Below are 26688 nucleotides of genomic sequence, written 5' to 3' on the forward strand. Positions count from 1 at the left end.
AATGATTAAAATATTAGTAGTAGATGATCATGCTTTTTTACGGGATGCAATTCGGAGCATACTAGAGGATGAATCTGATATGAAAGTGGTTGGAGAAGCTAGCTCTGGGGATGGAGTATTGGGAAAAGTAGAAGAATGCCGACCAGATTGTATTTTGATGGATATTAATCTTCCAGAGAAAAATGGGATTGAAGCTACAGAGTTAGTGAAAAAAAAATATCCGAGTTGCCGTGTACTTGTGTTTACAATGTATGAACATGACGAGTATTTAATGGATGCACTCCAGGCCGGTGCTGATGGTTATTTATTGAAGGATTCATCATCAGATCAGGTAGTAGCAGCAATTCGAATGTTATATCGAGGCGATTCAGTCATTCATCCGCGTATGACTAAAAAATTAATTACATATCATCAGCAAAAAATGAAAGTAGAATCAAATGAAAATGAACTGACGGAACGTGAAAAGGAAATTCTCTTTGAACTAGTAAAAGGACTTAGTAATAAAGAAATTGCTGAAGTTTTATATATTAGTGATAAAACAGTTAAAATTCACATCAATAAAATTTTTAAAAAGCTAAATGTGAAAAGTCGATCGCAAGCAGTGATTTATGCAGTCCGAAATCAATTAGTTCCGCTAGATTAAATAAGAAATCTATCAAAGAACTATCGTGTCGCTTTATTCTGTATTACAAAGAATAAAGGACAAGGTAGTTCTTTTGTACTATGTAGGCATAGAATCCTTAGAGAAAAGATACTCCTTTTGTTTAATTTTCAGAATAATCAAAATGTGAAATAATAAAAATAGAATTACATTTTAATCTTGTTAATAATTCATTTTGTGAAAATCTTTTGTTGGAAATAAATGACGGAGGGCTCTTATAGAAAGAGTAAAGTGAGTGGTTAGCTATGTGAGGTATGGGGATGGTAGTAGTGTTGGAAATCTTTCATGATACAAAAGATTAAGATTAATAGAGTTTCCAATGCTACATGGGAATTTAAGAATCAATTTGTTTCAAAAAATAATATTAATAATGGGGAGATGTAATATGAAACGAGGGAAATTTGGAAAGATTCTTATTGGAACGTTAACAGTTGGAATGTTATTGTCTCAAGGAATTCCATATAACGTATTAGCGGAAGAGGTAAATACATCTACTTTAACTGGAATTGATGATGCAAATGCTATCTTAAAAGGTCTTACAAAGGAACAACGTAATGCCTTAAAAACGTTAGATACAAAACCAGGTTTTGTTATTTCGCCAGGTATCAATACAACAAGTCCTAATAATGTGAATGTGATTATAGAATTTAAGCAAGCGCCTAGCAAAATAGAGGTATTAAAACAAGCGGCTAAAGGGAAAAAATTAGCTCTTTCAAATGCGGAACAAAAGGTAGAGGCATCACATAAAGGATTTAAAGCAGAGCTTGAGCAGCTTCAAAAGAATAAAGAGAAAGGGACAAATGTAAAATCTGCAAAAATAACAAGAGAATATAAGAATGCTTTTAATGGTGTAGCGATTTCTTTACCAGCAAATATGATCGAAGACTTAGTTCGTACCGGTATCGTTAAGCGCGTATGGGAAGATCATGAGGTTAAAATTGATTTGCCGAAAGAAACAACTAAGACTGTTGTTGAACCGAAAATGGCGGATAGTGTACCGCAAATTGGTGTGGACAAGCTGCATGATGAAAAAATAACAGGGAAAGGAATTAAGGTAGGTGTACTGGACACAGGTATTGATTACAACCACCCGGATTTGAAAGATGCATATAAAGGATATCGTGCAAAACAAGGTGAAGATCCAAGTAAAATAGATCCGAACTCCATAAAAGGATGGGACTTTGTTAATAATGATGCAGATCCAATGGAGACAACGTATAAGGATTGGCAAAATTCTGGAGGATATCCAGAGATTTATGAGGGGAGTGCATATTATACATCCCATGGTACGCATGTAGCTGGGACAATTGCTGCAGACAAACAGAATAGTGTGGATTATGCAGTGAAGGGTGTTGCTCCAGATGTAGATTTATATTCATATCGCGTATTAGGCCCATATGGAAGTGGACAAACAAGCGGTATTCTTGCTGCGATTGATAAAGCAGTGAAAGACAATATGGATGTTATCAATTTATCACTAGGTGCGTCTATTAATGATCCTTTATATCCTACTTCTGTCGCAGTGAACAATGCGATGTTAGCTGGTGTTGTTACAGTTGTAGCAGCAGGTAATAGTGGTCCGGAAGAAGGTACCATTGGATCACCTAGTGCAGCGGCACTTCCGATTACAGTTGGAGCCAGTAACGCTGCAATGAAAATCCCAACGTTTTCCGTCGATGCAGGTGATTTACATGTGGATAAGATGATGCTACTTGGAAAAAGCTTTACTGATAAGATTGAAGATTTGAAAGGTCAATCCGTATCAGTTGTATATGCAGGGCTCGGGAAATCAGATGATTTTACAGGAAAAGATGTAAAAGGAAAATTAGCTCTTATCCAACGCGGTGAGATTACATTTGATGAGAAAATTAAGCATGCTAAGGAAGCAGGCGCAAAGGCGGTAATCGTATATAACAATGTAGATGGTGAAATTACAAGTTATCTTGGGGAAAGTACTGCATCTATTCCATCGTTCCGCTTAACAAAAGTAGATGGTGAGAAATTACAAGCAAAAGCTGTACAAGGAGATGTGTCGTTAGCGTTTGGGGAACTAAGTAATATAAAAACAGAGGGAGATCACTTAGCTGATTTCAGCTCCCGTGGTCCTGCAACTAAGACAGATGATATTAAGCCAGATATTGTAGCACCAGGTGTGTCTATTTTCTCAACTGTTCCTGAATATATTAATGATCCAAAAGATGGAGAAAATTATCCGATAGCGTATGGACGTATGTCAGGTACCTCTATGGCAACTCCTCATACTACAGGGGTAGCGGCACTCATTTTACAAGAACATCCAAATTATAGTCCATTTGAAGTAAAAGAAGCACTCATGAATACCGCAGTTGACTTAAAAGAAGAGCGTTCTGTATTTGAGGTGGGCTCAGGACGAATTGATGCATACCGTGCAGTTCATGCAGATACATCAATCGAGGTTGTTGATAAAACATCAAACGTTGTAGGTGATGAAGAAGTAGAAATTGAAGAAAAAACAGGTTCTATTGCATTTGGGTATAAAAATCAAATTGAAAATGGGCCTATTAAAGATAGTCGAAAAGTTTTAATTAAGAACAGCAGTAAAACAGATGGGAAAGAGTTTAAATTAGAGGTGAAATTTTCACCTACAAGTGTAGGTGTGCAAGATGCAGCGAAGAATGGTGTGAAGCTAAACGTACCAGATTCTATTAAAGTAGCTCCTGGTGCATCAGAGGAAATTAGCCCTGAAATTACCATTCCAGAAAACGCTGAATTTGGTAGATATGAGGGCTATATTCATATTTCAAATAAAAACAATGAAAAAGAAGTATATCAAGTACCATTTGCAGTTAAATTCACAGAAAAAGGGATTGCGTCTGTAGATTTACTGAGAGATGCAATGGCAACAGATGCTTCTAAATTCCATCCATTTATGGAAAGACCAAGTTCGCCGTTGACATTTAAATTAAATAGTCCTCTCGAAACCATTGATGCAATTGTAAAGGACCGAACGACAGGGAAGGCATTAGGAGTCGTTGGTACACTTAATGCAAGTAGTCTAACACCGAATGTTGAATATATGATGTTTTCTGGTATGGGAGGGTATGTACTTCCATTCACAGGAGATCCAGCTCATCCAATTGCGGATAAACCTGTTATGTTGCCTGATGGAGATTACGAATTGAACTTCGTTGGATATGATAAAGAAGGAAAATCTTATACAAAAGGCGATAGCATTATCATTGATAATGTAATACCTGAAATGAAATTTAAGGATGTACAACCTGGTATACACGAAGTCAATGATTCTATGTTTAAAGAAGAAGACGGCCAGCGTGCATTATGGGTGCATGGTAATATTTATGATTCTACAGTAGATGCATTAAAGGCAAAAGGCTTGCAATATGATCAAAAAGCGAATCAAATTGTATATTATCAAAACTCAGCCTTCCCATCAGGATGGTTGAATACAATTCAAGCAAATGGTGATTTTAAATTTGGAGTACTTCCAGAGGAAATAAATGAGCCGTTAAATTTAAAATTATTTGGATATGATCTTGCAACTGCAGGGAATATGGCAACTGGATATAAAGATTACGTCTTTGTAAAAGAAGGGACAGAATACGCTGTTCCAAGTTATGACAAAGATAAAATCAAATTAGGAGAGAAAATTACATTAACTTTGAATCTTAATAATGTAAAACAGCTTATGTCAGGTACATTTGAAATTCCTTATTACAAGCAGCTATTTAAATTTACAGATGTGAAACCAAATCCAGCACTTACGGAATATGTAGAACAACATGGATTGAACCTTAAATTAGAAGATCCGAAGATAAGTGAAGCAGGAGCTTGGGAAAACAAGGTGAAAGTTGGCGCATCATTGGAGGGAAAAGAATTTAAAGGATTAGATGGAGATAAACCATTTTTAGATGTTACATTCGAGATGACGAACGATGAATACTTTAATGGTTTGACTGCATTTGGAGTAGATAAGTTCTCTTATACAAAAGTTGGTGCATCAGAAGGCATTGAGATTCCCGCGTTTAAAGATAAATCTTTTGCTATTGTTTCGAAACATTCAACGGTTACAGGATATATTGGCCCGGAAGCTTTCTTGAATGAAGAGGGGTATTTAGGTAAGAAAGACTATACAAAACTAGGAGCAAAAGTGTACGCAGTTGGCAAGGATGGAAAGAAATATACAGGAACGATTGGTGATAACGGACAATTTGAAATTCATAGTGTTCCAGTAAGCGATAAAGAATATGATATTTTCGTAGAAATGCCAGGTCATTTAAATAGTAAATTAACAACAAAAATAGGGAAAATGCAGGATGGAGAATTAGTGGGACAAAACTTTAGAGCTGACATGGATGATAACCTTGCAGGTGATGTAAACGGCGATAAAATGGTAGATATTCAAGATGCTAGAATAGCAGCTTTATCGTATGGAAAAGGAAAAGTATCTGTAAAAGATGGAGATATAAATCAAGATGGTGTTGTAGATGAAACGGATGTTCGTTTAATTGAGAAAAACTTCTTGAAAAAGGGCCCAGATGCTAAAGGAAACGAGAAACCGAAAGAAAATGTAGGGCCAGTGACGTTAGAGAAAATTTTACGCTCTATCGGTTTAGAACCAAAAAAATAAGTGGACAAACTTCTAGAGTAAATAAAGGCATCAGACAATGGATATTAAATGAAATGGATTGGTTAACAAATGACCGGTAATGATTTACGGTAACATTACCGGTCATTTTAAGAGTCATAGTCGTTTGGGTACATGAAGTAACTAGTTTAAAGTAAGTTCGCTTTCATTATGGGACAAGGAAGTTGCTTAATTATTATTGTTGTTTGTGGGATGGAAATAAGGTTTGTAGTTTAAACTTTAACAATAGGGGGACTTGTGAAATGGGTATGAAGAAAAAACTTGGTATGGGTGTTGTAACTGCAGTGCTTGGCTTATCCTTAATTGGCGGGGGAACATATGCATATTTTAGTGATAAGGAAGTATCACAAAACACGTTTGCAGCGGGTACTTTAGATTTGAGTGTGAATCCAGAAGTTGTTATTAATGTCGACAATCTGAAACCAGGTGATGAAATGGAACGTGGTTTTCAATTAGTAAACAAAGGAACCTTAGCAATAGGAGATGTGAAACTCCTGACAGATTACAGTGTAATCGATGCGAAAGGGGATAATGGAAATGCTGATTTTGGTGATCATATCCGTGTTGATTTCTTGTGGAACTTGGATAAAAATGAGGTTCCAATTTGGTCTACTACATTATCTGAATTAAAGGTAGCTACGCAAAATGGAAATATTCCTAATCTTGTAAAGAACGGTATTGTAGATCGAGAAGGAAATGGACTTGCTCCAGGTGATGATGATACATTTTATGTAATGTTTACATTCGTAGATAACGGTGAAGAACAAAATGTATTTCAAGGAGATGCGTTGAAATTAAATTGGACTTTTAACTCCATGCAAGCAAGCGGTGAAGAAAAGTAAGTGTAATAATTTGTATACTATATGTGTGAGACATATAGTATACAAATGAAGGCGTTTATCCTCAATGGTAAAACTCCTTATAAAAATATGGGTGAAAAACTTGATGATGATTTCCCTTTTAAAACACATCGTAAACATATTTTGCGATGTGTTTTGTTGTAAGTTGGAGAGTACAGAAATATTAAATGATTATCCAGCTTTTGAGATACTTTGAGGGAATTTAGCACCTTACGCTAGCTTAGCAGCTTTCCTGTCCCCTTTATCCCCAAGAAGACGTAATCCAGTTATGATGAGCATACATCCTCATACGCGAAATTGAAAGTAACAACTAGTGCATGCTCACAAAACTTTTCATCCTATGGCAGAGAAGTTCTAGAAAATCAAGAACACCCTGCAGAGAATAAGCTGAGGGACTTACTGGCTCATGTAAAAGAGAAGTATATGAAAGTGAAGGGCTAAATTTTAAAATTCTAAAAAGGGTGAATGGATGATGTTAGGGATAGGGTTGATTGTATTAAGTATTTTACTTGTCAGCATTGTATTTTTACCATGATGCTTTATTCCAAGTGAGACAGAAAACATGTAGTATTTTTATTCGTAATCATCCAAAAAAGAAAGAGGGATATTTGTTACAATCACGGCATTGTAGAAGAAATAGAATAAAAGAGGAAAATATATACTGTTACAAATTAATATTCCATGTGTTTTTTGAACATACATTACTTATCTTTAATGTATATATTGAATATATAAATATATTGTGTTATGATGTGAATTAGAAACTCGCGTGTTTCAAATACAACATTTTTATCTTTTTGATGACCTCTTATCTTTCCGTAAGAGGTCCTTTTTTTATCCCTCCGTATTGTATAGCCGCTAAAATACTATGAAAAGATACTAGAGACTACTACACTGTGATATCCTCTAGTATTTTTTCTTTATCTATATTATCTATTGTTAGGTAAACGACGAATTAGTACTTTTTGTATAATTTTCACAAAATAACTTTGAATCATTATTTATTTCAATATAAAGTAATGAAAGAACATATTTGACTATCGTCTTTAATTTTTCCGACAGCAAGCAAAGTTAGCATGTTTAATGCATAATCAGACGCCTGTAAATGAGCATTACTATTTAAATTTTTACCAGAGAGTAATTTAGTTAATTAGTAGAAAAAGGAAGGGGCCTATTTGGCTCCTTCCTTTTTCTCATACATACATAACGCTTGTTGACAACTTATGAAATAATAGCATTCATCGCTATTAAAATATAACATTAAAAGCAATTAATTAGATATGTAATTTTGCATATATTGTACTATTTCATGAATAGGAACAAAACTATTTATTCCTTTCTGTATGGAGACAAATAGATTTAGGTTTACTTAGGGTAAGAAGACCTGATCATTGATTGCTGGTTAAACCATATTTCTACGTATTTGAAACAAATTATTTCACTGAATTGTATGTTAAAGAGAGTGCGGGATTTATGAAATGTAGATTATTCCTTGATTTCTTACTCGTGATTTTACTTGGACATCGGAAAAGAAGTTACGTTATATACGATTTCAAAAGGGGATATTATTCAGTGCATCCAAAGATGCACTCCGTTTCCTGTTTCCTATCCTACTAAATTACCATTCCAAGCAAATTTCTTCTCTTTCAAACAATTCATCCATTGAATAAAGATAATTCAGCCATACGTATCGGAGGACATGAAACTTTCTTAATACCATTTGGAATATATTTCAATATACTTCCGATACTATAACAGATCGAAAATTTCTTTATTGGAGGTATATAATGGCATATCCATTTCGTAACTTAGTATTTGAAGGTGGCGGGGTAAAGGGAAGCGCTTATATAGGTGCCATCCGTGCACTAAATGAAGAAGGGATTTTACCAGAAATACAACGATTTGGAGGGACTTCAGCAGGAGCGATTACTGCATTACTTTTAGGTCTTTCCATTCCATTCGCAGATCTTGTAAAAATCCACAAAGACATGAATTTCAAAGCGTTTAAAGATGATGATTTTTCGATTGTACAAGATAACATTCGTTTGTTTTTTGATGGTTTTGGTATCTATAAAGGGGATTTCTTCACTGAGTGGGTAGGAAAGATCGTTGAAAAGTGGACAGGGAGTAAGGACACAACTTTTCAGCAGTTGTATGACAAAACAGGAAAAGACGTGTTTTTCCAAGGAACGAACGTTTCTACACACCAGCTTCGTACGTTTTCTCGCGAAACGACACCTGATGTCCCGTTAGTAGTTGCTGTGCGGATTTCGATGTCCATCCCATTCTTTTTTAAATCTGTGGAATGGGATAAAGATTATTATGTAGACGGAGGTGTACTCGATAACTACCCAATTCGTTTATTTGATCGGAAAAGTTTTGTGAATAAAGAAGAACACTTCACGACCACAGATACGATTGACGAGGTTAATAAACTGATAAGCAATATAGAGGATCATTCTATACTAAGAAGCTTACACACGAAATACAATGCATCTTTCTTTGATCCTACAGATGAAATTGTCTACAACAAAGAAACACTTGGTTTCCGTTTAGAATCTCAGGCGGAGGTTGCCATGTTAAAACATATCGCAACCTCAACAGAACATCATATTGGCCATTCTCTTATTCATTTTGCATGGAATTTGTCTCAAACCATGATCAAAGGTCATGAGAGCGGAAAAACCACCAAAGAAGATGCTGCCCGCACTGTATTTATTAATACATTCTTTACGTCGTCGTTTAATTTTGATATCACAGAAGAAGAAAAGAAAACACTCATGAATTCAGGTTATACTTCTACTAAAGACTATCTACATCAGTTTAATACGTCTGAAGTAAAATTGTTTAATCGACCATAAAGCCGAGTGCAATGCACTTGGCTTTTTTTTATCGTCCTGTAAATTCTTTTTTTAGTAGCTAATAAAAATTTAGATAGACTATGCATAGAACAAGAGAGAGGAGATAACAGAAAGTAATAAATATAAGTTTTGATGACTTCTTATTTTGTAAAACTAGGGTGTAGAAAGGGTGAAACAGGTGGAAGAAAAACGAATTATGATTTATACAATTTTTCGGCTAACACAGTACAAAAGAGAAGCCTAAAACGGTGGATAGGAATGTATCAAAAAATGAATAGAGTAGCAAGGCGGATTTATTGTGAAAGTAGGGATTTTCCTTTTTCTTTCTACTGATAATAAAGCGTTATGTAGACTGGGAATGTATAAGGTATTCATTGCTATTCCTTCAAAATGCTGATGTTACATCATATTAAAATAACCTCTAATTTAAGTATTGAAATTCTCTAGATCTCGATGTATTATATTCTTGTATTTTCTCACTTTGCTAAGCCTAGAAAACATCATCACTTCTGAAAGAACTCGAACTCCAGCGGGTTCTTTGAATTTACTTGAACTTATTTTGAATCATTGTATTATATTTCCGAGTCTTACTCATATAAATCATTATCAGGAGAATCTGCAAATTTGCAGGTTCTTTTTTATTTTATTGAAAGTAAAATTTTAGCCAGTCGTTTATTTTCATATTGTTGGTTTTTATACGTGTTTGGTAAAAATCAATGAGTTGCAAAAAAATACTATGCTGAAATCTAGTTCGGTATAGCAATGTGCATATAAAAGATCCCACTTTGCTATATCCCCTAAAAAGAGTCATAAAAATCTATATTTTTTTAATTCAGTTGCATACTACAAAACTTCTTTTAAAAGAAATGTATGTACATACACATTATATTTTGTTCCATAACTCTCTAACTTTCGTTCACGATAGTCTGTTAAGTACAGGATTATTGGCGGGTGGTGCAATAGGTGCAGAAGATGTGAAAACAAATGAAAAAGTACAAGTTGCTGTTGCAGGTAAAGAGGGAAATATAACGTATAAAGAAATTGATAAAGCAGAATCTCCATTGTTATTTGGAATGTATCCTTTATGTTAAGATCCTAATAAGAAGTTAGTTTTTTTGATAATTAATATTTATACAAAATGTATAATTAATATACTAAAACGTTTTTAAATTTTATAATGTATTCCTTTTCATATGAATGAATTATTTATTGCAACAGGTTTCCCGTTCAAAATAAGATGTTCAAACAAAAGACAATATAAGTATCTTTATAATGATTTTTCAATATAATCAATGTGTTTATGAAAGGAACTCTGTGTTATTTTTGCTTTTTTACTAACTAATACAGCTTCAAACAAAGGACACAATTGCTACATACTAAGTGTAATTTATTACCTATTCAAAATTCTGTCTATTCAATCTTTCTAAAAATAAAAAAAGATTAAACTTATAAATATACAAGTTATAATGAGGGCGTCGAGACACAATTTATTACCTCTAGAGAAAATATCAAACCTCGTTTTGGATTAAAAATTCTAAAGAACTTGCCAGTAATTTTTTAAAATTGGACATACTGATATGATTACTATACGGAGGATAGCAGATTAGAAGGGAAGTTTATTCAACTCAATAAAGAAAGCGTTATCAAACAAAACTTGTTTTGAATCGATCATTCTAATAACTTAGATTCAACTACAGCTAAAAATAATAAATTATGGGGGTGCTTATATGAACATGAATGTAGCATCTATTAAAGAAAAAAAGATTGTTAAATACAAAAGTTGTTTTGATGTGATTGGGCCCATAATGATAGGCCCTTCAAGTTCACATACTGCAGGTGCTTTGGCTATTGGAACAGTTGCTAATAAATTATTTCAAGGTCTTCCCAAAAAAGTTGTGGTAAAGTATTATGAATCATTTGCTGAAACCCATAAAGGTCACGGAACTGATTTTGCAATTATTGCTGGTATATTAGGCTTAGCTGCTGATGACAGCAAAGTGCCAGATGCTATTAAAATAGCAGAGTCTAAGGGAATTGACATTACCTTTATTGAACAATTGGGTAATAGTCCTGCTGGTCATCCAAATACGGCAGATGTATATGCAGAGGATGAAAGTCGAAGTATTAGAGTAATGGGTATTTCGGTCGGTGGTGGGTTGATTGAAGTCAAAAATGTTGAAATTGATGGATTTAGCTTAAATCTGCAGGGGCCATTGCCAGTTGTTATTGCGATTTCAGAAAGAGCTGACTTTGAATTTGTTTTACGCAGGATCTTTAAACAATATGATGTGGAAATTAACAACTTTCATAGTTTGGAAGATAAAACAAAATATTTATATGCATTCGCTTTGGATTCGATATTGCCAGGTAATGCTCAGAAGGAATTAGGAGATTTAAGCAATATAGCTAATCTTATTATTCTTTAGTCACATTAAGGAGTGAAAAATATGTATATGGCCATAAAAGAAATTGTGGATGCAGCTAATAAAAGCCAAAAGCAAATTTATGAATTAGCAATCGAACAGGAAATCAAACAAACTAAAACTTCTTATGAAGAAGTATGGAGTAAAATGGAACGAAATTTAGCGACTATGCAACATGCAATAAATAAAAGTATCGAGGGCGACGGTGTATTTTCTCCAACAGGTTTGACCGGAGGGGATGCTGTAAAAATTAAAAACTATCGAGAAAATAGGAAAACTCTTTCTGGAGATTTGATGGTGTTAGGGATTCAAAGTGCTATCGGTGTTAATGAAGTAAATGCTGCATTAGGAGCTATTTGTGCAACTCCAACAGCAGGTGCGAGTGGGACGATTCCGGGAGTCCTATTTAGTATTAAAGATACGTTGCAGTTAAGTCATGAAGATATGATTCATTTTCTATTCACTTCAGCGTTATTTGGAACGATAGTCGCAAACAACGCTTGTATTTCAGGAGCGTATGGAGGATGTCAAGCTGAAGTAGGAAGTGCCTCAGCGATGGCGGCTGCAGCTGCGGTAGAAGCTGCGGGTGGAACGCCACAGCAATCTTCTGAAGCTTTTTCGATTGCATTACAAAATTTACTCGGTTTAGTTTGTGATCCGGTCGCTGGTTTGGTAGAAATTCCTTGTGTAAAGAGAAACGCCATTGGAACGGCAAATGCTTTAGCAGCAGCGGACATCGCATTAGCTGGCGTAAACAATCTCATCAATGCTGACGAAGTGATTGAAGCCATGTATAGAGTTGGAAGACAGATGCCTCGCGAATTAAGAGAGACAGGTTTAGGTGGTATTGCAGCTACACCTACAGGAATTTCCATTAAAAATAAAATCTTTGGGGAGAAACAATCAAATCAATAAGTTATCGAATATATTGTGAAGTTTTTAACAATCTTTACTCTATTGTTCGCCTAAGGATGTCTGTATATTGGGGGAGTTATCAATAAAATATACTACTATATAATTAAAATATTTTATAAGTGGTAACAAACCCTTCAGGTTGATGCTTCGCTAATTTTTTGATTTTTATTAACCTAGAAGGGGGATATTCGTTGTGGGGCACTATATAAGCTATTCATTTTTCAAGAACGGTCTATATTCCTATATCTTAAAAAGAGAATTAAGAATAGGACACAAGGAGGAATTATTATATGGATGGGAATACTGCAAAAAACATAGAATTTCAAGCTGATAACACTGCAGTAAAAAATGAGAAATATCTAGACCCTAAAAAGTGGCATAAACAGGATACTACCTGGGCATTGAGCCTTTTTGGAACAGCAATTGGAGCAGGAGTACTCTTTTTACCGATTAATGCAGGTTCAGGTGGTTTATTATCATTGCTGTTAATTACCATACTTGCATATCCTGTTATGTATTATTCACATAGGGCGCTTGCTAAAATGATTTACGCTTCGAACTCTGCCGATGAGGGGATTACAGGTACAATAAGAGAGTATTTTGGAAATAAGGCAAGTATCATTTTTAATCTTGTATATTTTGTCTCCATTTATACGATCGTGCTGATGTACTCGGTCGCACTTACAAATACCGCTAGTAGCTTTATCGTGCATCAATTGCACATGTCGGAGCCTCCAAGGTCCATTTTATCGCTTGTTTTAGTACTCGGTCTTATCGCTATACTAAATTTTGGTCAAGATATAACTGTAAAGATCATGAGCATGCTAGTGTATCCTTTTATAGCTTCTCTACTTTTTATCGCAATATCTTTGATTCCACAGTGGAATACGTCAATGTTTAGTTTTTCAGCTGTTTCTACTGCTTCAACAGGAACAGGATATTTAGGAACGATATGGATGATACTTCCAATTATAGTATTCTCGTTTAATCATTCGCCTATGATTTCGTCATTTGTTATGAAACAGAGAGCTACGTATGGAATAGATGCTACTGATGCTAAATGTGCTCAAATACAAAAAGTTTGTTATATTATGACATTCGTAGTTGTTATGTTCTTTGTTTGGAGCAGTACCTTAAGTCTGACTCCAAATGATCTTAAGGTGGCAAAAGAACAGAACTTGTCAATCCTATCATATCTTGCTAATGAGCTTAATTCGCCAGTAATCACTATTGCAGCTCCTATCATTGCATTTGTGGCTATTACAAAGTCTTTCCTTGGTCATTATATAGGAGCGTATGAGGTAATGCGTGACATGATTATCAAGTCCAGTAAAAAACGTGGGAAAGATATAGGAGAAAAAACAGTTAAGACAATGATTCTTACTTTTGTCGTATTAACATGCTGGTATGTTGCTTATACAAATCCAAGTATTCTTGGAATCATTGATGCCCTTAGCGGTCCGCTAGTTGCTGCTATCTTATGTATACTACCAATGTATGCAATCCATAAAGTATCAGTACTTGCTAAATATAAAGGGAAATCTAGCAATGTATTTGTCATTATTATAGGTATTCTTACTGTCCTAGCAAGTATTAAGTCATTATTCTAATCCACTATTGTTAGTATCGATGCAAAAACCGTGGGATATGGAAAAAGAAAGATTCTTAAGGGAACTGAATTCTATATTGTTAAACTAAAGAAATCATGGTTTTGGACAAACTCCTCACATTGGAGAGTTTGTCTTTTTTTATTATATGCATAACTTTTATCATTTTAGCCAAGAAGACCCCTTTCTCAAGGAACGCGAAATAAGTAGGTGGGAGATGAATTGGCTAAAATGATAAATTGGTGACCCAGTATGTAGAAGTAAAAAAGGGGAAAACTATTGTATAATTATCGATAATTTAGGGGGCGCCAAATGAAGCATAATAAAGAAGTAACACTTGGGGATTACGTTCAATTTTCATATCGTAAAAATCCTAATTTGCAATTAATGGGATTTGTGGTGAATGTTTTACAAAATACAATTGTTGTAGATATTGCGGAAAGAATGGATATCGAGGTAGATGATTTTAGGCAAGTTGTAAAGCATGGTTATTATAATAAAGTGGTTCATAAGCAAATAAAGAATAGTGTTTCATAAAAAGTGCTCCTATATATATAAATTTAGGAGCACTTTTTATGGAGAGAATTTTCGCAAAGATTTTTTTGTCTGAGGTATAAAATTTTCATAAGAAAATACGTTTTGAAGATATTTTCTTATTTGTTAATTAATAATTTTTTCAATCTTTATAGCTGTTATGGATTTAAAATATTATTCATAAAAATTTCACATAATTTTATTAAAAAGAAAAATACTAATACTTGTTTTAATACTTTACTTCGAGTCATTAAAACAAATTTACTAACTACGAAACAAGGAGGCATCACTGTGGACATTCGTGAAGGATTAATTCCAACAGCTTTAGGTACAGCAGTGACAGCAGCAGGTTATGCTCTTAAACAAACTCGTGGAACTAATAAAATGATTGCAAATACAGTATTTGGTTTTGGTTTAGCACACGTCGTTTTAGGTGTAATCGATCTTGTTGAACATCGTCGTTAGAACGAAAGGCAAGCATTGATATATGCTTGCCTTTTTGGGAGTACATTTATTATTCATTTTTCAAAATATGTTTGTATGACGTAATCATTATCAATGTAATTAAATAGTTACACTACAAGGAAATTAGAAAGTAAAACTGTGAGCATTGAATTTTATGAAATGAGATGGTGATGGAATGGAATTTTCTTCTGAAAGTAATACGTATCATGCTGGTGACATTGTTTATATTTTTTACCGAAATCCTCATACTCAAGACGTAGCTAACATACAAGCTGCAGCAGTTGTAAATAATCCTGAAAGACCTAATGAATTAGCACTATTTCTTTACGAAACGTATTATCCACTAACAAATGAGATGGCTATATATGCTACCGAAGATGAGGCAAACCAAGCTTACACTTACTATTATGGTGATATTTCAGAGGGGATGTTAGAATGAATAAGCCATTTATGCCTAAGCTCGTATATTTTGAACCGAAAGCATTGGATTATCCTTTGGGGAAAGAGCTGTTTGAGAAGTTTTCAAAGATGGATGTTGAAATTCGACATACTACTTCCCATAATCAAGTAAGAGATTTGCCAGGGGATAACGATTTTCAAAGGTATCGAGTAGCAAAATCCACGCTGGTTGTTGGTGTTAGAAAAACACTGAAATTCGATACTTCCAAGCCTTCAGCAGAGTATGCAATTCCTTTTGCGACGGGATGTATGGGACATTGTCATTATTGTTATTTACAAACAACGATGGGAAGTAAGCCTTATATACGAACGTATGTAAATGTTGAAGAAATTTTAGATGCTGCTGATAAATACATGAAAGAGCGTGCACCTGAAGTAACAAGATTTGAAGCGTCGTGTACTTCAGATATTGTAGGAATCGATTATTTAACGCATACCCTTAAACGGGCCATTGAGCATTTTGGAGAATCTGAATATGGGAAATTGAGATTTGTTACGAAATTCCACCATGTAGATCATTTACTTGATGCTAAACATAACGGAAAAACAAGATTTCGCTTTAGTGTAAACGCTGATTATGTGATTAAAAACTTTGAACCAGGAACTTCTCCCTTAGCTAAACGAATTGAGGCAGCAGGAAAAGTAGCTAGAGCTGGATATCCTCTTGGTTTCATTGTAGCTCCTATTTACCTGCATGAAGGCTGGAAGGAAGGATACTATCATATGTTTGAACGCCTAAATGCTGAATTACCTCTTGATGCACGGGATGATATTACATTTGAATTTATTCAACATCGTTTTACAAAGCCAGCTAAGAGAGTAATTGAAAAAAACTACCCGATGACAAAACTAGAATTAGATGAAGAGAAAAGAAGGTATAAATGGGGGAAATATGGAATCGGAAAATACATTTATCAAAAAGAAGAAGAAGAGGATATAAAAAACTATCTGTATTCCTATATGAAACAGTTCTTTCCTAATGCAAAACTAGAATATTTTACATAAAAGAAACGAACAAAATTCATTATATCATCAATCTAAAAAATTACTCACTCAAAAAAGTGATATTGGTCAACAATTCGCTAATAAATCATTTGAAAAATTTATATACGAAAGTCTTTTATGTAAAAATATGTTTCATTATGAACTGAATCCCAACAGTTAAACAGAAAAATACAGCGGTTGTATGAATATAAGTCCGGTATTGTACCGGGCTCATTCTTTTTAACGTTGCATCAATTCTTTTGTGAACATATTAATTTGAACATGTTTAAAAACGAATCATCTTTTGACAATGGTATTAGCGCTTTAGAAAGAACTTTCATAAAAAATGGTACTAATAATCCCTCCAAGTATTACTCCCATAGTAGAATCTAATAACAAAAATCTAATTGTTTAATTAGTAATTCTAATCTACCATTTTTTGCTGTACTATCAACTAAAGAAACAGTAAATGGTTGTTGAAACATATTAGAAAATCGAGCAATTAAAGACATAATATTATATTTAGCAAAAGCCGATGCAACTAAAGCTAATTTCGCCCCAACAAGTTGAACTCCATATCCTAAAACTTCTATAGAAGTCATAAGCATTAAAAATAAAAAGATACAAATTACTTTAAAAGTAATAAACTCCATAATCATACCTCTTAAGTTTCTATAAATACATAACTCAATAATTATATTAAAAACATTCAATATTTTCATTAAAATATAAATCAATTTCTATTTTATAATCAAAAACTATACTCCTTTATTTTGAATGATGGCATCACCTTTTATTAGAATTGTCCCTTGGTTTAGCAAATGTTTTTTTGTAAATAATATATTTGTTAAACCATTAATTAAGGGGGACTAGTATGCCGCAGGATCGAAAAGAAGAAGTGCAAAACGATACATATGAAGGAAAAGAGGTTATGCCAGATAATCCACAATATCTACCGCGTCACGTGCAAATGGAGCTGCCTCCCGAATTTTCTATAAATCCTCTTTTTGCCCGCAAAGGAGAATCAGTCGTTCCGCGCTTTCACATGCCTGATGAAGGCATGTTACCAGAAACAGCGTATCAAATCGTCCATGATGAAATGACTCTTGATGGCAATGCACGCTTGAATCTTGCAACATTCGTTAGTACATGGATGGAACCTACCGCAGAGCACTTATATGCTAAATCATTTGATAAGAACATGATTGATAAGGACGAATATCCACAGACAGCTGAAATTGAGGAGCGGTGTGTCCGCATTTTAGCCAACCTCTGGCATTCCCCCAGCCCCCTTACAACTATGGGCGTTTCAACAACTGGATCGTCGGAAGCCTGTATGCTCGGGGGGCTTGCGTTAAAGAGACGCTGGCAAAATGCACGAAAAAGAGAGGGTAAGCCGGTGGATCGGCCTAATATTGTGTTTAGTTCTGCTGTTCAAGTCGTTTGGGAAAAATTTGCGAACTATTGGGAGGTTGAACCACGCTATGTGAAGGCTAGCCCTGAGCATCCCCGATTAAATCCTCAAGGGGTCCTTGCAGCCGTGGATGAAAATACGATTGGTGTGGTACCGATTCTCGGTGAGACTTATACCGGACTTTACGAACCGGTTGCCGCCATTGCAAAAGCGCTGGACGATTTACAGGAGAGAACGGGACTGGACATTCCTATGCATGTAGATGCGGCTTCGGGCGGATTTATAGCACCGTTTCTTCAACCAGATTTAGTCTGGGATTTTCAGTTGCCGAGGGTGAAGTCCATCAATGTATCCGGACATAAATATGGATTAGTCTACCCTGGCTTGGGTTGGATAATTTGGCGGGAAGCTGATGATCTCCCTGATGATTTAATCTTCCGCGTCTCCTATTTAGGCGGAAACATGCCGACTTTTGCCTTGAATTTTTCACGTCCTGGCGCACAAGTGCTTCTACAATATTACAATTACCTGCGTTTGGGGAAAAGTGGGTACTATGATGTCCAAAGGGCTTCTCAAAAGGTCGCTCTTTTTCTTAGCAAGGCAATTCAGGAGATGGAACCGTTCGAACTTTTGTCCGATGGTTCGGATATTCCGGTTTTCGCTTGGCAACTGAAAAAAGGTTACACATTAAACTGGAACCTTTATGATTTATCTCGACAATTGCGTGTGTTCGGCTGGCAAGTACCCGCATATCCATTGCCTCCAGACCTAGAAGCAGTGACGATTATGCGCGTTGTGGTTCGAAACGGGTTTTCTATGGATCTCGCGCATTTATTTTTGAGGAACCTCAAACAGGCCGTTGCCTTTCTGGATTCCTTGGATGGACCTATGCCACATGATACGAAATGTGATAATGGGTTTCATCACTAATTGGGGAGCAGCTCTCGTCGTCGTTAAGTTGAGCTCAACACCCATAACTTTTCGAGCTATCGACTGGGAAGAGGTACAGAAAAGCTGATGGTTTCAACCAAGGGATACATGATGATAGGTGATGAACAAATTGATGCCTGAGGGCTTTACAATATCAAATCATACGCCCAGTTTTCAGAAATCTATTGGCTTTTCTTCTGGTTTCGAAAGACACAATTCAAATCTGTTGAAGAGTTAAAGAAATTTGTAGCTAGTATTTCCTTTTTGGGGGTACCATTACCTGCTTTAGGAGTTACTCCACCATTACATTGGATTTTAGCGGATAAATGGGGTGAATCTATTGTATTAGAATCGACAAGGAGTAGTGACTAATAGTCCTGAGTTTAATTGGCATTTACAAAATTTAAGACAATATATAGGTCTTAAATCGCAGCCATGCGAGGGGGATATACCATTAAGTGCTTTTGGACAAGGTTCAGGTTCAATGGGACTTAATGGAGATTTCACCCTACTATCAAGGTTTATACGGGCAGCGTATGGTAAATAAAATATTCAGGGTATAGATAACGAAGAAGAGGGTATATCGGTCATTTTTCGTATTTTGTAAAATTGTGAGGTTCCAAAAGGAGGAGTAATAACGGAAGAAGATACATTAGATAATACTATTTATACAAGCGCAACGTGCATGGAGTCTGGTACATATTATTACTATATCTATGATTGTAGATAAATTATTGCCCTTCGTTATTAGTAACAGGATAGCTGCTTAACGATAAAAATGAATTTGCCAATTTTCTTGCAAAATGTAACGGGTGCTCCACCGATTGGATATGAATATACATAATTAAGGGATTCATGTATAACCAGTGATTATGTAAAGCACTGACAATAATTCCTTGTTGTACAATTGATTTCATAAATGCAGGGATCTCTTCTTGTAGAACCGCGATTTCTCCTAAATTTAATGCATTGCCATTTTGATCCAATGATTCAAAACTTACTCCGACGGGAACTACATAGGCACTTGGTTTTCCTTGAACCAGGACCTTAAAATTGCGGTGAAAAGACACCGAACAACCACCTTGATTTATTTTACTCTTTCCTTTAAGAATTGCAGCAAATTGATCAGAAATGAAATTTAAATTAGACATAAGTTCAATTCCTTTCTCGTGCTAAATTTATTCATTTAGAAATTTAATTTAAAAAATGTAGTTCCTTCTTTTAAAGAAAAGAACTACTTATAAACAACTTTTCTCTAAAATAAACAGGCCGATATGTGCAATTTGTACCCTGTTTATTTTAGAAGAAATATAAATGCTATTTCCCAACAAACATAACTTAATGAACCCTTTCTATATATCATTATAAAGAACTCATAAAGTAGGCAATTGTACATCTTTATTTTATGTAGGTTAGATAAATATGTGCCTTAATAAGTCTGTGCTTTCTTTATGAAATTCTTATTGGTAATTAAACAATAAATTTAATATATTTTAATGATTGTATAGGGTAAAACTTAATTTGTTTTTTCATTGAGACTATTCGTTTTTTCCATATTTCATATGGGAGTAAAGCACAAATTATTAATCCTATTGTTCCTAAAAGTAGCTTTGTTAATTGAGCATCAACAAAATGTCTACTGTTATAACCGTAATGTTGGACAGCGACAATGGATGGAGGTTCTTCTGCTACGCTATATTTAGGAGGAAAGGTTATAAATTCACCGTCTACATTATCCCATGAAGATCGTTATTTACCGAACGCTTGGGTGGTAACAGCAAACCAAAAACAAAAAATAAAGATGACAATTGATGGGAGAAAAATAGATACCAAAACATCAGATGAATTTGATGCGAACATTTCAACGAATTTATGAATTATTAAAAATAGAACAAATACATGATTTTTATCTCGTTAGTTGGAAAATTAAAATTATTTTTTAAAATTAGAAATTATTATTTCATATTCATGATTTGCACAATATCAAACGAGAGTGATGAGGATTCCAAATTTACGGAATTCTTATCACTCTTTTTTAGTTTTTTGTAAATATGGAACAATATCCTTACTTTCACTGTCTATTAAGCGTTAAAACATTTTTTATTAAATAAATTAAGAAAGGAATCATCATTTTTAACTAAGGGAGAAGATTGAATTGAAAAAATTATGGATGCTGCTTTTCGTTTGTTTCGCGGTTATGTTGGTAGGATGTAATAAAAACGAACCGCCAAAACAAGCATTTGAAGAATATATCAATTTATGGAATGATAGAAAATTTACAAATATGTATGATCATTTATCAGATCATGCAAAAAAATCAATTTCTAAAAAAGAATTCACAGAAAAATATCAAAAAATCTATGAGGGGATTGGAGCTAAGAATTTAAAAGTTAAAATGAAAGGAGAGAATACGAAAGATAAAGAGCTTTTTCTTTTTGAAGTTAAGATGGATACCGATGTAGGATCAGTTTCATTCATCCATGAAGCAAAACTTGTGAAAGATAAAGAGTCTTGGAAAATAGATTGGACGCCAGACTTCATTTTTCCAGGAATGAAAAAAGATTACAAAGTACGTATGCAAATAGAGCAAGGAAAACGCGGAGAAATATATGATCGAAATGGAAAAGGGCTTGCAACGAATGGTAAAGCGACTGAGGTTGGAATTATTCCAGAGAAACTAGGCGAAACAGCAGCGCAAACGAAAGAAATAGTAGCACAATTACTTGATATGTCTATAGAAGAGGTCGAACAAAAGCTCACAGCAAAATGGATAAAACCAGACTCCTTTGTACCAATTGGTATTTTAAAAGAGGGAACCAGACAGAATGATTATATTGAATTAGAAGGAGTTTCATCTCACCCAGTAAATATTCGTACGTATCCATTAGGTGAAGCAGCGGCACACTTAACTGGATACATAGGAAAGGTGAATGCGGAGGAGTTAAAATCACTTCAAAAACAAGGTTATCAAGCAGATGATTTAGTAGGTAAGACCGGTTTAGAGAAAGTGTTAGAAAATAAATTGCGTGGTGAAAAGGGTGGACGCGTATTTATAGAAGATGAGAAGGGGAAAGAGATTAAAAACGTAGCAAAAAAAGAAGCAAAAGAAGGAGAAAATGTTACGTTAACAATTGATGCTGCAATTCAAGAAAAAATCTTTAATGAGATGAAAACTGAAGCAGGGTCTAGTGCAGCGGTCAATCCTAAAACAGGTGAAACAATCGCACTTGTAAGTAGCCCTGCTTATAATCCAAATATAATAGTTAGAGGAGCATCGAAAGCCCAACGAGAAGCATGGAGTAACGACTCGAAACTACCAATGACGAATCGCTTTACACAAGCATTTGTACCAGGTTCCGTATTTAAAACGATCACAGGTGCAATTGGTTTGGAAACAAACACAATAAATCCGAAGGAAGAATTTAAAATTCAAGGATTGAAGTGGACAAAAGATTCGTCTTGGGGAAATTACTATGTAACGCGTGTAAAGGATGCAAGTCCAATTGATTTTGATAAGGCAATGAAGTACTCTGATAATATTTATTTTGCTCAACAAGCTTTGAAAATGGGAAAAGATCAGTATGTAAATGAATTTAAAAAGTACGGATTTCATGAAAAATTACCAATCGAATACGAATTTCCTATTTCAATTATTGCAAAAGATGGGATAAAAAATGATATTCAACTAGCAGACACGGGTTATGGACAAGGACAAGTATTAATGACGCCACTTCATTTAGCATTAACATATGCACCGATTGTGAATGAAGGGAATATTCCGTCGCCACACCTTTTAAAAGAAGCAAAAGTAGCGGGGAATTGGAAAGAAAATGTGATTTCTAAAAAGAATCAAGAGATATTAAAGAGTGAATTAATTAAAGTCATTAATGACCCTGATGGCGCGGGGAGAATTGCAAAGGTTAATGGTGTAACGCTTGCTGGTAAAACTGGTACAGCAGAACTGAAAGAGTCGAAAGAAGCAGACGGAAAAGAACTGGGATGGTTCGCAGCTTTCGATGCAAATGCGCCAGACATGATTGTTACAATGATGATTGAAGATGTAAAAGGAAGAGGAGGAAGTAACGTTCCAGGTGAAAAAATAAAACATGTATTTCAGAAATAATACTTAATTATAAGGTGAATTTTTCACTACATTTATTATATGTTTGCTTCACTCAAAGATATAAATTGGGGGAAATATAGAACAATTAAATTTCAAAAAAGCATTCTTTCTAATCGAGAATGCTTTTTTGCTGTCATTCTAGAAAAGTTGACATTGTTAATGGTAAATAGAAGGGAATAGCAAATTGAAATGGACAAGTAGAGTGTTACGTTAAATTCAAAAAATAGATTATTGTGAGTGGATTTTTATCATTGTATGCTTTACTTGTTTTTTAGTAGTATTATTCTGCCTGAAAAAAGATAAACAATGGAACAAATGAAACTTGTATTTTGTCTATATATTGAAACCATAATAAAAAAGTGAGGGCAGTTTTATGTTTATTCAAATAAGTTTGAGGTGTGGAAATGGAACAGACGTTTATTGAAAAGTGTAATCATGATGAGCTGGACTATGTTATAAAAGAATATTGGCAAGATGTATGGAATTATTCATTTATTATTACGAAAGATCCACACTTATCAGATGATATCACGCAAGATGTATTTATAAAGGTGTTTAAAAATTGGAATTCATTTCGAAAGGAGTCATCTATTAAAACGTGGATTTTAAAAATCACAAGAAATACGGCAATAAACTATTTGAAATCCTCCTATTTTAAAAGGATATCTTTAATAGGATTTTTTAGTGACGATAAGCAATCCTTGTCAGCAGAACAAGAATTTTTTAAGCAAGAAGAAATGAATGATGTGTGGAAGGTGGTATTAGAACTACCTAAAAAGCACCGTGAAATAATTATATTGGATGCAAAATATGAATTATCTTATGAAGAAATGGCTGAAACATTAGGAGTATCCATTGGAACTGTAAAATCGAGATTAAGTAGAGCGAGAAGTAAGGTTTCAAAATTAATAGGGGAGGGTAGTAGTGATGAACAATAAACAAAATCCTGACTGGTATAGAAAAATAAAAAAAGGCCCAATGGAGAATCGTAAAGATGAAGAAGAATTTATTTCTAAAATAAAGCAGTCTATATATGAAAATAATGAAGTGGATTTTGAAAAACATAAAAGACCATTTCGTAAAAAAGCATTACCTATTGTAGTTGTTTTGGTTTGTACAATGTTATTTTTCATTGTTCAACAACCTTGGGTTGATGATAATAAATCGCCGGTACAAAGTAGTACTCAAATTAAGCCTAAAACAAAAGATGAGTCTGCTCAAGATCCATCATTAAAACAATTTATGAATGAACTATATCAAAGTACGAACTCAAAAAATGAAAATAACTTGTACAAAGCGTTAAATGATGAAGTTCTATTTAAAGGAAAGAGTTATAGGAAGGATGAACTGAAGTTTGATGAAGATATCTTTCATGAGTTGCAAGTCGCCCTTACAATGGGAGGAGAGTTTGCAAAAGATACAAAGCAAGTATATAAAGTACCAAGTGGATTGACAGAAAGTAACCAACCAAACCAAGCGCATTTTATATATGCAACTGTTACTGGAAATAAAACGAAAATTTTAGCTGAACCAAAGCGAGAATCACAAGTTTTATATGAAGTATCTAATGAAATGGTAAAAGCTTGGATTCCAGAAAAAGTACAGAATAATGGATATATAAAAATATCTACAATTAACGGTAATACTGGATATGTACAGAAAGAGTATGTTTTAACTGATATTAAATATTCATTTATGTTCGAAAAGAATAATGAAGGTATATGGAAAATAATAAATATAGATTCTATATGGTAAAAGAGGAAGGTTCATTAAAGTGAACCTTCCTCTTTATTTTTATTTTCGTTTTGAAGAGTATTCCAGTACTCTAAAATTTCTGATGTAACGAGAGCGGCAATGTTTTTTTCTGAATTACTACCAGGGATAACGACAGAAACGGCAATTTGTGGATCTTCCGTAGGAGCATACGCAATGAAAAGAGAGTGATTTATCATTCTTGCTTGCTCATTTGGAAAACCTGTAATACCTGTTTTACCTGCGACGTCAAAGGGCAACTTTTTAATTTCCTCTATATTTTGACTCATCCCACCTTGCACGACACTCCAAAAGTTCATCGGGTAACGATTTGAACTTTCTAAAATGGGCTTAAACTTTTTGGTTTCCTTACCATTTTGACCAATAATCGCACTTACGATTTGAGGTTTATATTTGTCGCCTTTACTTGCCAAAGTTGCTGCATATTGAGCGAGTTGAAGAGGAGTATGCACTTCATTTCCTCCCCAAGAGGCATTTAATAAAGCTGAAATCCCATTTTCAAATTTATTAGATGGATGGAATTCATATTGTCCGTCTTCTTCAAAGGGTAAATCAATCCCAGTTTTAGAACGTAGGCCGAATTGCATTAAATAATCTGTCCATATATGTGCCACTTTTTCTATATTTCCATTATTTTGGTTGAATAAGGGCAGAGCTACTTTTGCTGTCATAAATGTGTTAGATGAATTAATGATAGCCTGCCTCGGTGTAATCTCCCCTGTTGGTGTTCCAGGCGCATTCGTAATGTTATTTTGATTATCATACTGAAAAGTACCTTTATCTAAATAAGTATCTTCTGGTTGGAAAAGCTTTTCATTTAATCCAATTAAAATAGTGAGTGGTTTTATAGTAGAAGCCATATTTACATATGATTCACCATACTTTAATTTTTGAATTGCTTTATTTTGCGAAAGAGATTTAATGTTTTCTTTTCTAGAAGATACATGTGTATTTAATATATTTGGATTAAAAGCTACCGAGTTGGCCATAGTTAAAATTGCGCCAGTTTTTGCATCGCTCACTATAGCATAACCAGCTTTAGCATCAGGTGTTTTCTTAATTTGAGATTTTAATGCTTCTTCTGCCTTTTGCTGCAACTCAGAGTCTAAAGCTAGCCGCACATCTTTTCCTTTTTGTACTTTTTGAATGTTCCATAAGAACTTTTTATTATTCAATTTAAAAATAAGAGTTTTGCCTGGTTTTCCTTTTAAATCATTTTCATATTGCAGCTCAATCCCGCTTTTTCCAACAGCCATATGCTTGGACTTAAGGTCATTTTCTACATACCCAATTACTTGTGAACCAATTTCGTGTTTAGGGTAATATCGAATCCATTCATCTTTAATTATTACATTATTGGGTTTGTTTTTGTTTATGAATGCAAGTTCATTCTCATTTATATCAGAGTATAACGGTATATCATTCATAGTCTTCTTTTTACAAGATTGTTGTAATTGAGATTTTATGTTCTCTGTAGAAATATCATGTTGAAACTCGCTTGAAAATTGGTTAAAAAAAGCTAATGTGTTTGATGTATCTTGTTTCGATAGCTTTTCATCATTAGAAGTGCAATATAGAGACTTAACTTTCTTATTTGTAGCTAGCATTACACCATTTTTATCAAAAATCTTTCCTCTTTCAGCTGAAGAAGTTGCGATAGTAATTGAAATGAAGTTGATTTTTAATAAAATTAGTAAAATCAAACCTACAATAGAAAGAACCGCAAAAAATCTCCATCTTCTTGTATGTAACATATAACCCTCCCTTATGTAGCCTATTTCATCTTATATTTAATTATTTTTTTTGTAAATGTGGAACAACTTTATTGTTTAGGTTGTCTATTAAGTATTACAGCATGAAGAAAGGAATAATTAGCATGAAAATTTACTAGCAAGTTTATATGTAAGTTTAATAAGAGTTATTATACAGTTTAGCACTTCTAATGCAAGTGGCAAAAAAAATAGAGAGAAAACAAGAAGGGAGAGTTATTAATTCCGTAGCTAAACGAAAAGGAATGGTTGCTTACAAGGATTA

The 26688-nt window shown here is 34.2% G+C and carries 19 protein-coding genes and 3 pseudogenes; 18 read left to right on the forward strand and 4 right to left on the reverse strand.

Annotated features, from left to right (window positions below; translation table 11 throughout):
* The first annotated feature begins 1 nt into the window (after window position 1).
* From N2V80_RS12025 to splB, 12 genes are all read left to right on the forward strand, one after another.
* On the forward strand, window positions 2-643 hold the full coding sequence (locus N2V80_RS12025; protein WP_000590674.1) for a response regulator: 642 nt from the start codon (window positions 2-4) through the stop codon (window positions 641-643).
* 403 nt (window positions 644-1046) lie between these two features.
* Window positions 1047-5288, forward strand: coding sequence for a S8 family serine peptidase (locus N2V80_RS12030; protein WP_000820234.1), 4242 nt, complete (start codon window positions 1047-1049; stop codon window positions 5286-5288).
* A gap of 260 nt (window positions 5289-5548) precedes the next feature.
* Window positions 5549-6148 (forward strand): TasA family protein, encoded by a 600-nt coding sequence (locus N2V80_RS12035; RefSeq protein ID WP_000525504.1) that lies wholly within the window; start codon window positions 5549-5551, stop codon window positions 6146-6148.
* 1805 nt (window positions 6149-7953) lie between these two features.
* Window positions 7954-9027 (forward strand): patatin-like phospholipase family protein, encoded by a 1074-nt coding sequence (locus N2V80_RS12040; protein WP_000331136.1) that lies wholly within the window; start codon window positions 7954-7956, stop codon window positions 9025-9027.
* A gap of 866 nt (window positions 9028-9893) precedes the next feature.
* A complete protein-coding gene (locus N2V80_RS12045; RefSeq protein WP_098878368.1) occupies window positions 9894-10118 on the forward strand; it encodes a hypothetical protein in 225 nt (74 codons plus the stop codon).
* A 636-nt stretch (window positions 10119-10754) separates the two neighbouring features.
* Window positions 10755-11453, forward strand: a complete 699-nt coding sequence (locus N2V80_RS12050) for a serine dehydratase beta chain (RefSeq protein WP_001056999.1) — start codon at window positions 10755-10757, stop codon at window positions 11451-11453.
* Window positions 11454-11474: 21 nt separating this feature from the next.
* A complete protein-coding gene (sdaAA, locus tag N2V80_RS12055) occupies window positions 11475-12365 on the forward strand; it encodes an L-serine ammonia-lyase, iron-sulfur-dependent, subunit alpha (protein ID WP_000281779.1) in 891 nt (296 codons plus the stop codon).
* 290 nt (window positions 12366-12655) lie between these two features.
* Entirely contained in the window at window positions 12656-13975 is a 1320-nt protein-coding gene (locus N2V80_RS12060; RefSeq protein WP_061654682.1) for an aromatic amino acid transport family protein, read from the forward strand.
* Window positions 13976-14284: 309 nt separating this feature from the next.
* The gene (locus N2V80_RS12065) at window positions 14285-14509 is read left to right on the forward strand and encodes a DUF2187 domain-containing protein (RefSeq protein ID WP_000682217.1); all 225 of its coding nucleotides are present in this window, start codon (window positions 14285-14287) and stop codon (window positions 14507-14509) included.
* A 288-nt stretch (window positions 14510-14797) separates the two neighbouring features.
* Window positions 14798-14971, forward strand: a complete 174-nt coding sequence (locus N2V80_RS12070; RefSeq protein ID WP_000354585.1) for a hypothetical protein — start codon at window positions 14798-14800, stop codon at window positions 14969-14971.
* 175 nt (window positions 14972-15146) lie between these two features.
* Window positions 15147-15410 carry a transcriptional regulator SplA gene (locus N2V80_RS12075; RefSeq protein ID WP_000396091.1) on the forward strand — a complete coding sequence of 88 codons (264 nt, stop codon included), beginning with the start codon at window positions 15147-15149 and terminating at the stop codon, window positions 15408-15410.
* On the forward strand, window positions 15407-16435 hold the full coding sequence (splB, locus tag N2V80_RS12080) for a spore photoproduct lyase (RefSeq protein ID WP_001039641.1): 1029 nt from the start codon (window positions 15407-15409) through the stop codon (window positions 16433-16435). Before N2V80_RS12075 ends, splB begins: the two co-directional genes overlap by 4 nt.
* A 368-nt stretch (window positions 16436-16803) precedes the next feature.
* Here the strand turns inward: splB and N2V80_RS12085 are convergent, their stop codons facing one another.
* Window positions 16804-17067 (reverse strand): lipid II flippase family protein, encoded by a 264-nt coding sequence (locus tag N2V80_RS12085; RefSeq protein ID WP_000394421.1) that lies wholly within the window; start codon window positions 17065-17067, stop codon window positions 16804-16806.
* A 221-nt stretch (window positions 17068-17288) separates the two neighbouring features.
* Here N2V80_RS12085 and N2V80_RS12090 point away from each other — a divergent pair, with 221 nt between their 5' ends.
* Both N2V80_RS12090 and N2V80_RS12095 read left to right on the forward strand, forming a co-directional pair.
* Complete coding sequence (locus N2V80_RS12090; protein WP_061655404.1) at window positions 17289-18758, forward strand: glutamate decarboxylase; 1470 nt, start codon at window positions 17289-17291, stop codon at window positions 18756-18758.
* A gap of 210 nt (window positions 18759-18968) precedes the next feature.
* Window positions 18969-19485: pseudogene (locus tag N2V80_RS12095) on the forward strand (linear amide C-N hydrolase); the annotation flags it as partial.
* Window positions 19486-19489: 4 nt separating this feature from the next.
* Here N2V80_RS12095 and N2V80_RS12100 read toward each other — a convergent pair.
* Both N2V80_RS12100 and N2V80_RS12105 read right to left on the reverse strand, forming a co-directional pair.
* On the reverse strand, window positions 19490-19909 hold the full coding sequence (locus N2V80_RS12100) for a DUF1259 domain-containing protein (RefSeq protein ID WP_000067578.1): 420 nt from the start codon (window positions 19907-19909) through the stop codon (window positions 19490-19492).
* Window positions 19910-20288: 379 nt separating this feature from the next.
* A pseudogene (locus N2V80_RS12105) lies at window positions 20289-20432 on the reverse strand (cell division protein FtsW); the annotation flags it as partial.
* Here N2V80_RS12105 and N2V80_RS12110 point away from each other — a divergent pair.
* The 4 genes and pseudogenes from N2V80_RS12110 to N2V80_RS12125 form a co-directional block, all read left to right on the forward strand.
* Window positions 20428-20634 (forward strand): annotated as a pseudogene (locus N2V80_RS12110) (phosphodiester glycosidase family protein); the annotation flags it as partial. The pseudogenes N2V80_RS12105 and N2V80_RS12110 sit on opposite strands and share 5 nt — an antisense overlap.
* A gap of 279 nt (window positions 20635-20913) precedes the next feature.
* Complete coding sequence (locus N2V80_RS12115) at window positions 20914-22881, forward strand: penicillin-binding transpeptidase domain-containing protein (RefSeq protein WP_061655403.1); 1968 nt, start codon at window positions 20914-20916, stop codon at window positions 22879-22881.
* Window positions 22882-23285: 404 nt separating this feature from the next.
* Complete coding sequence (locus tag N2V80_RS12120) at window positions 23286-23819, forward strand: RNA polymerase sigma factor (protein ID WP_061655402.1); 534 nt, start codon at window positions 23286-23288, stop codon at window positions 23817-23819.
* Window positions 23809-24636, forward strand: coding sequence for an SH3 domain-containing protein (locus tag N2V80_RS12125; RefSeq protein ID WP_001060754.1), 828 nt, complete (start codon window positions 23809-23811; stop codon window positions 24634-24636). The genes N2V80_RS12120 and N2V80_RS12125 overlap by 11 nt, the downstream gene beginning before the upstream one ends.
* Before the next feature lie 14 nt (window positions 24637-24650).
* Here the strand turns inward: N2V80_RS12125 and N2V80_RS12130 are convergent, their stop codons facing one another.
* Window positions 24651-26408 (reverse strand): peptidoglycan D,D-transpeptidase FtsI family protein, encoded by a 1758-nt coding sequence (locus tag N2V80_RS12130; RefSeq protein WP_061655401.1) that lies wholly within the window; start codon window positions 26406-26408, stop codon window positions 24651-24653.
* Window positions 26409-26688 lie beyond the last annotated feature (280 nt).

This window comes from Bacillus sp. FSL W8-0640 (assembly GCF_038007725.1).
GTDB classification, from domain to species: domain Bacteria; phylum Bacillota; class Bacilli; order Bacillales; family Bacillaceae_G; genus Bacillus_A; species Bacillus_A cereus.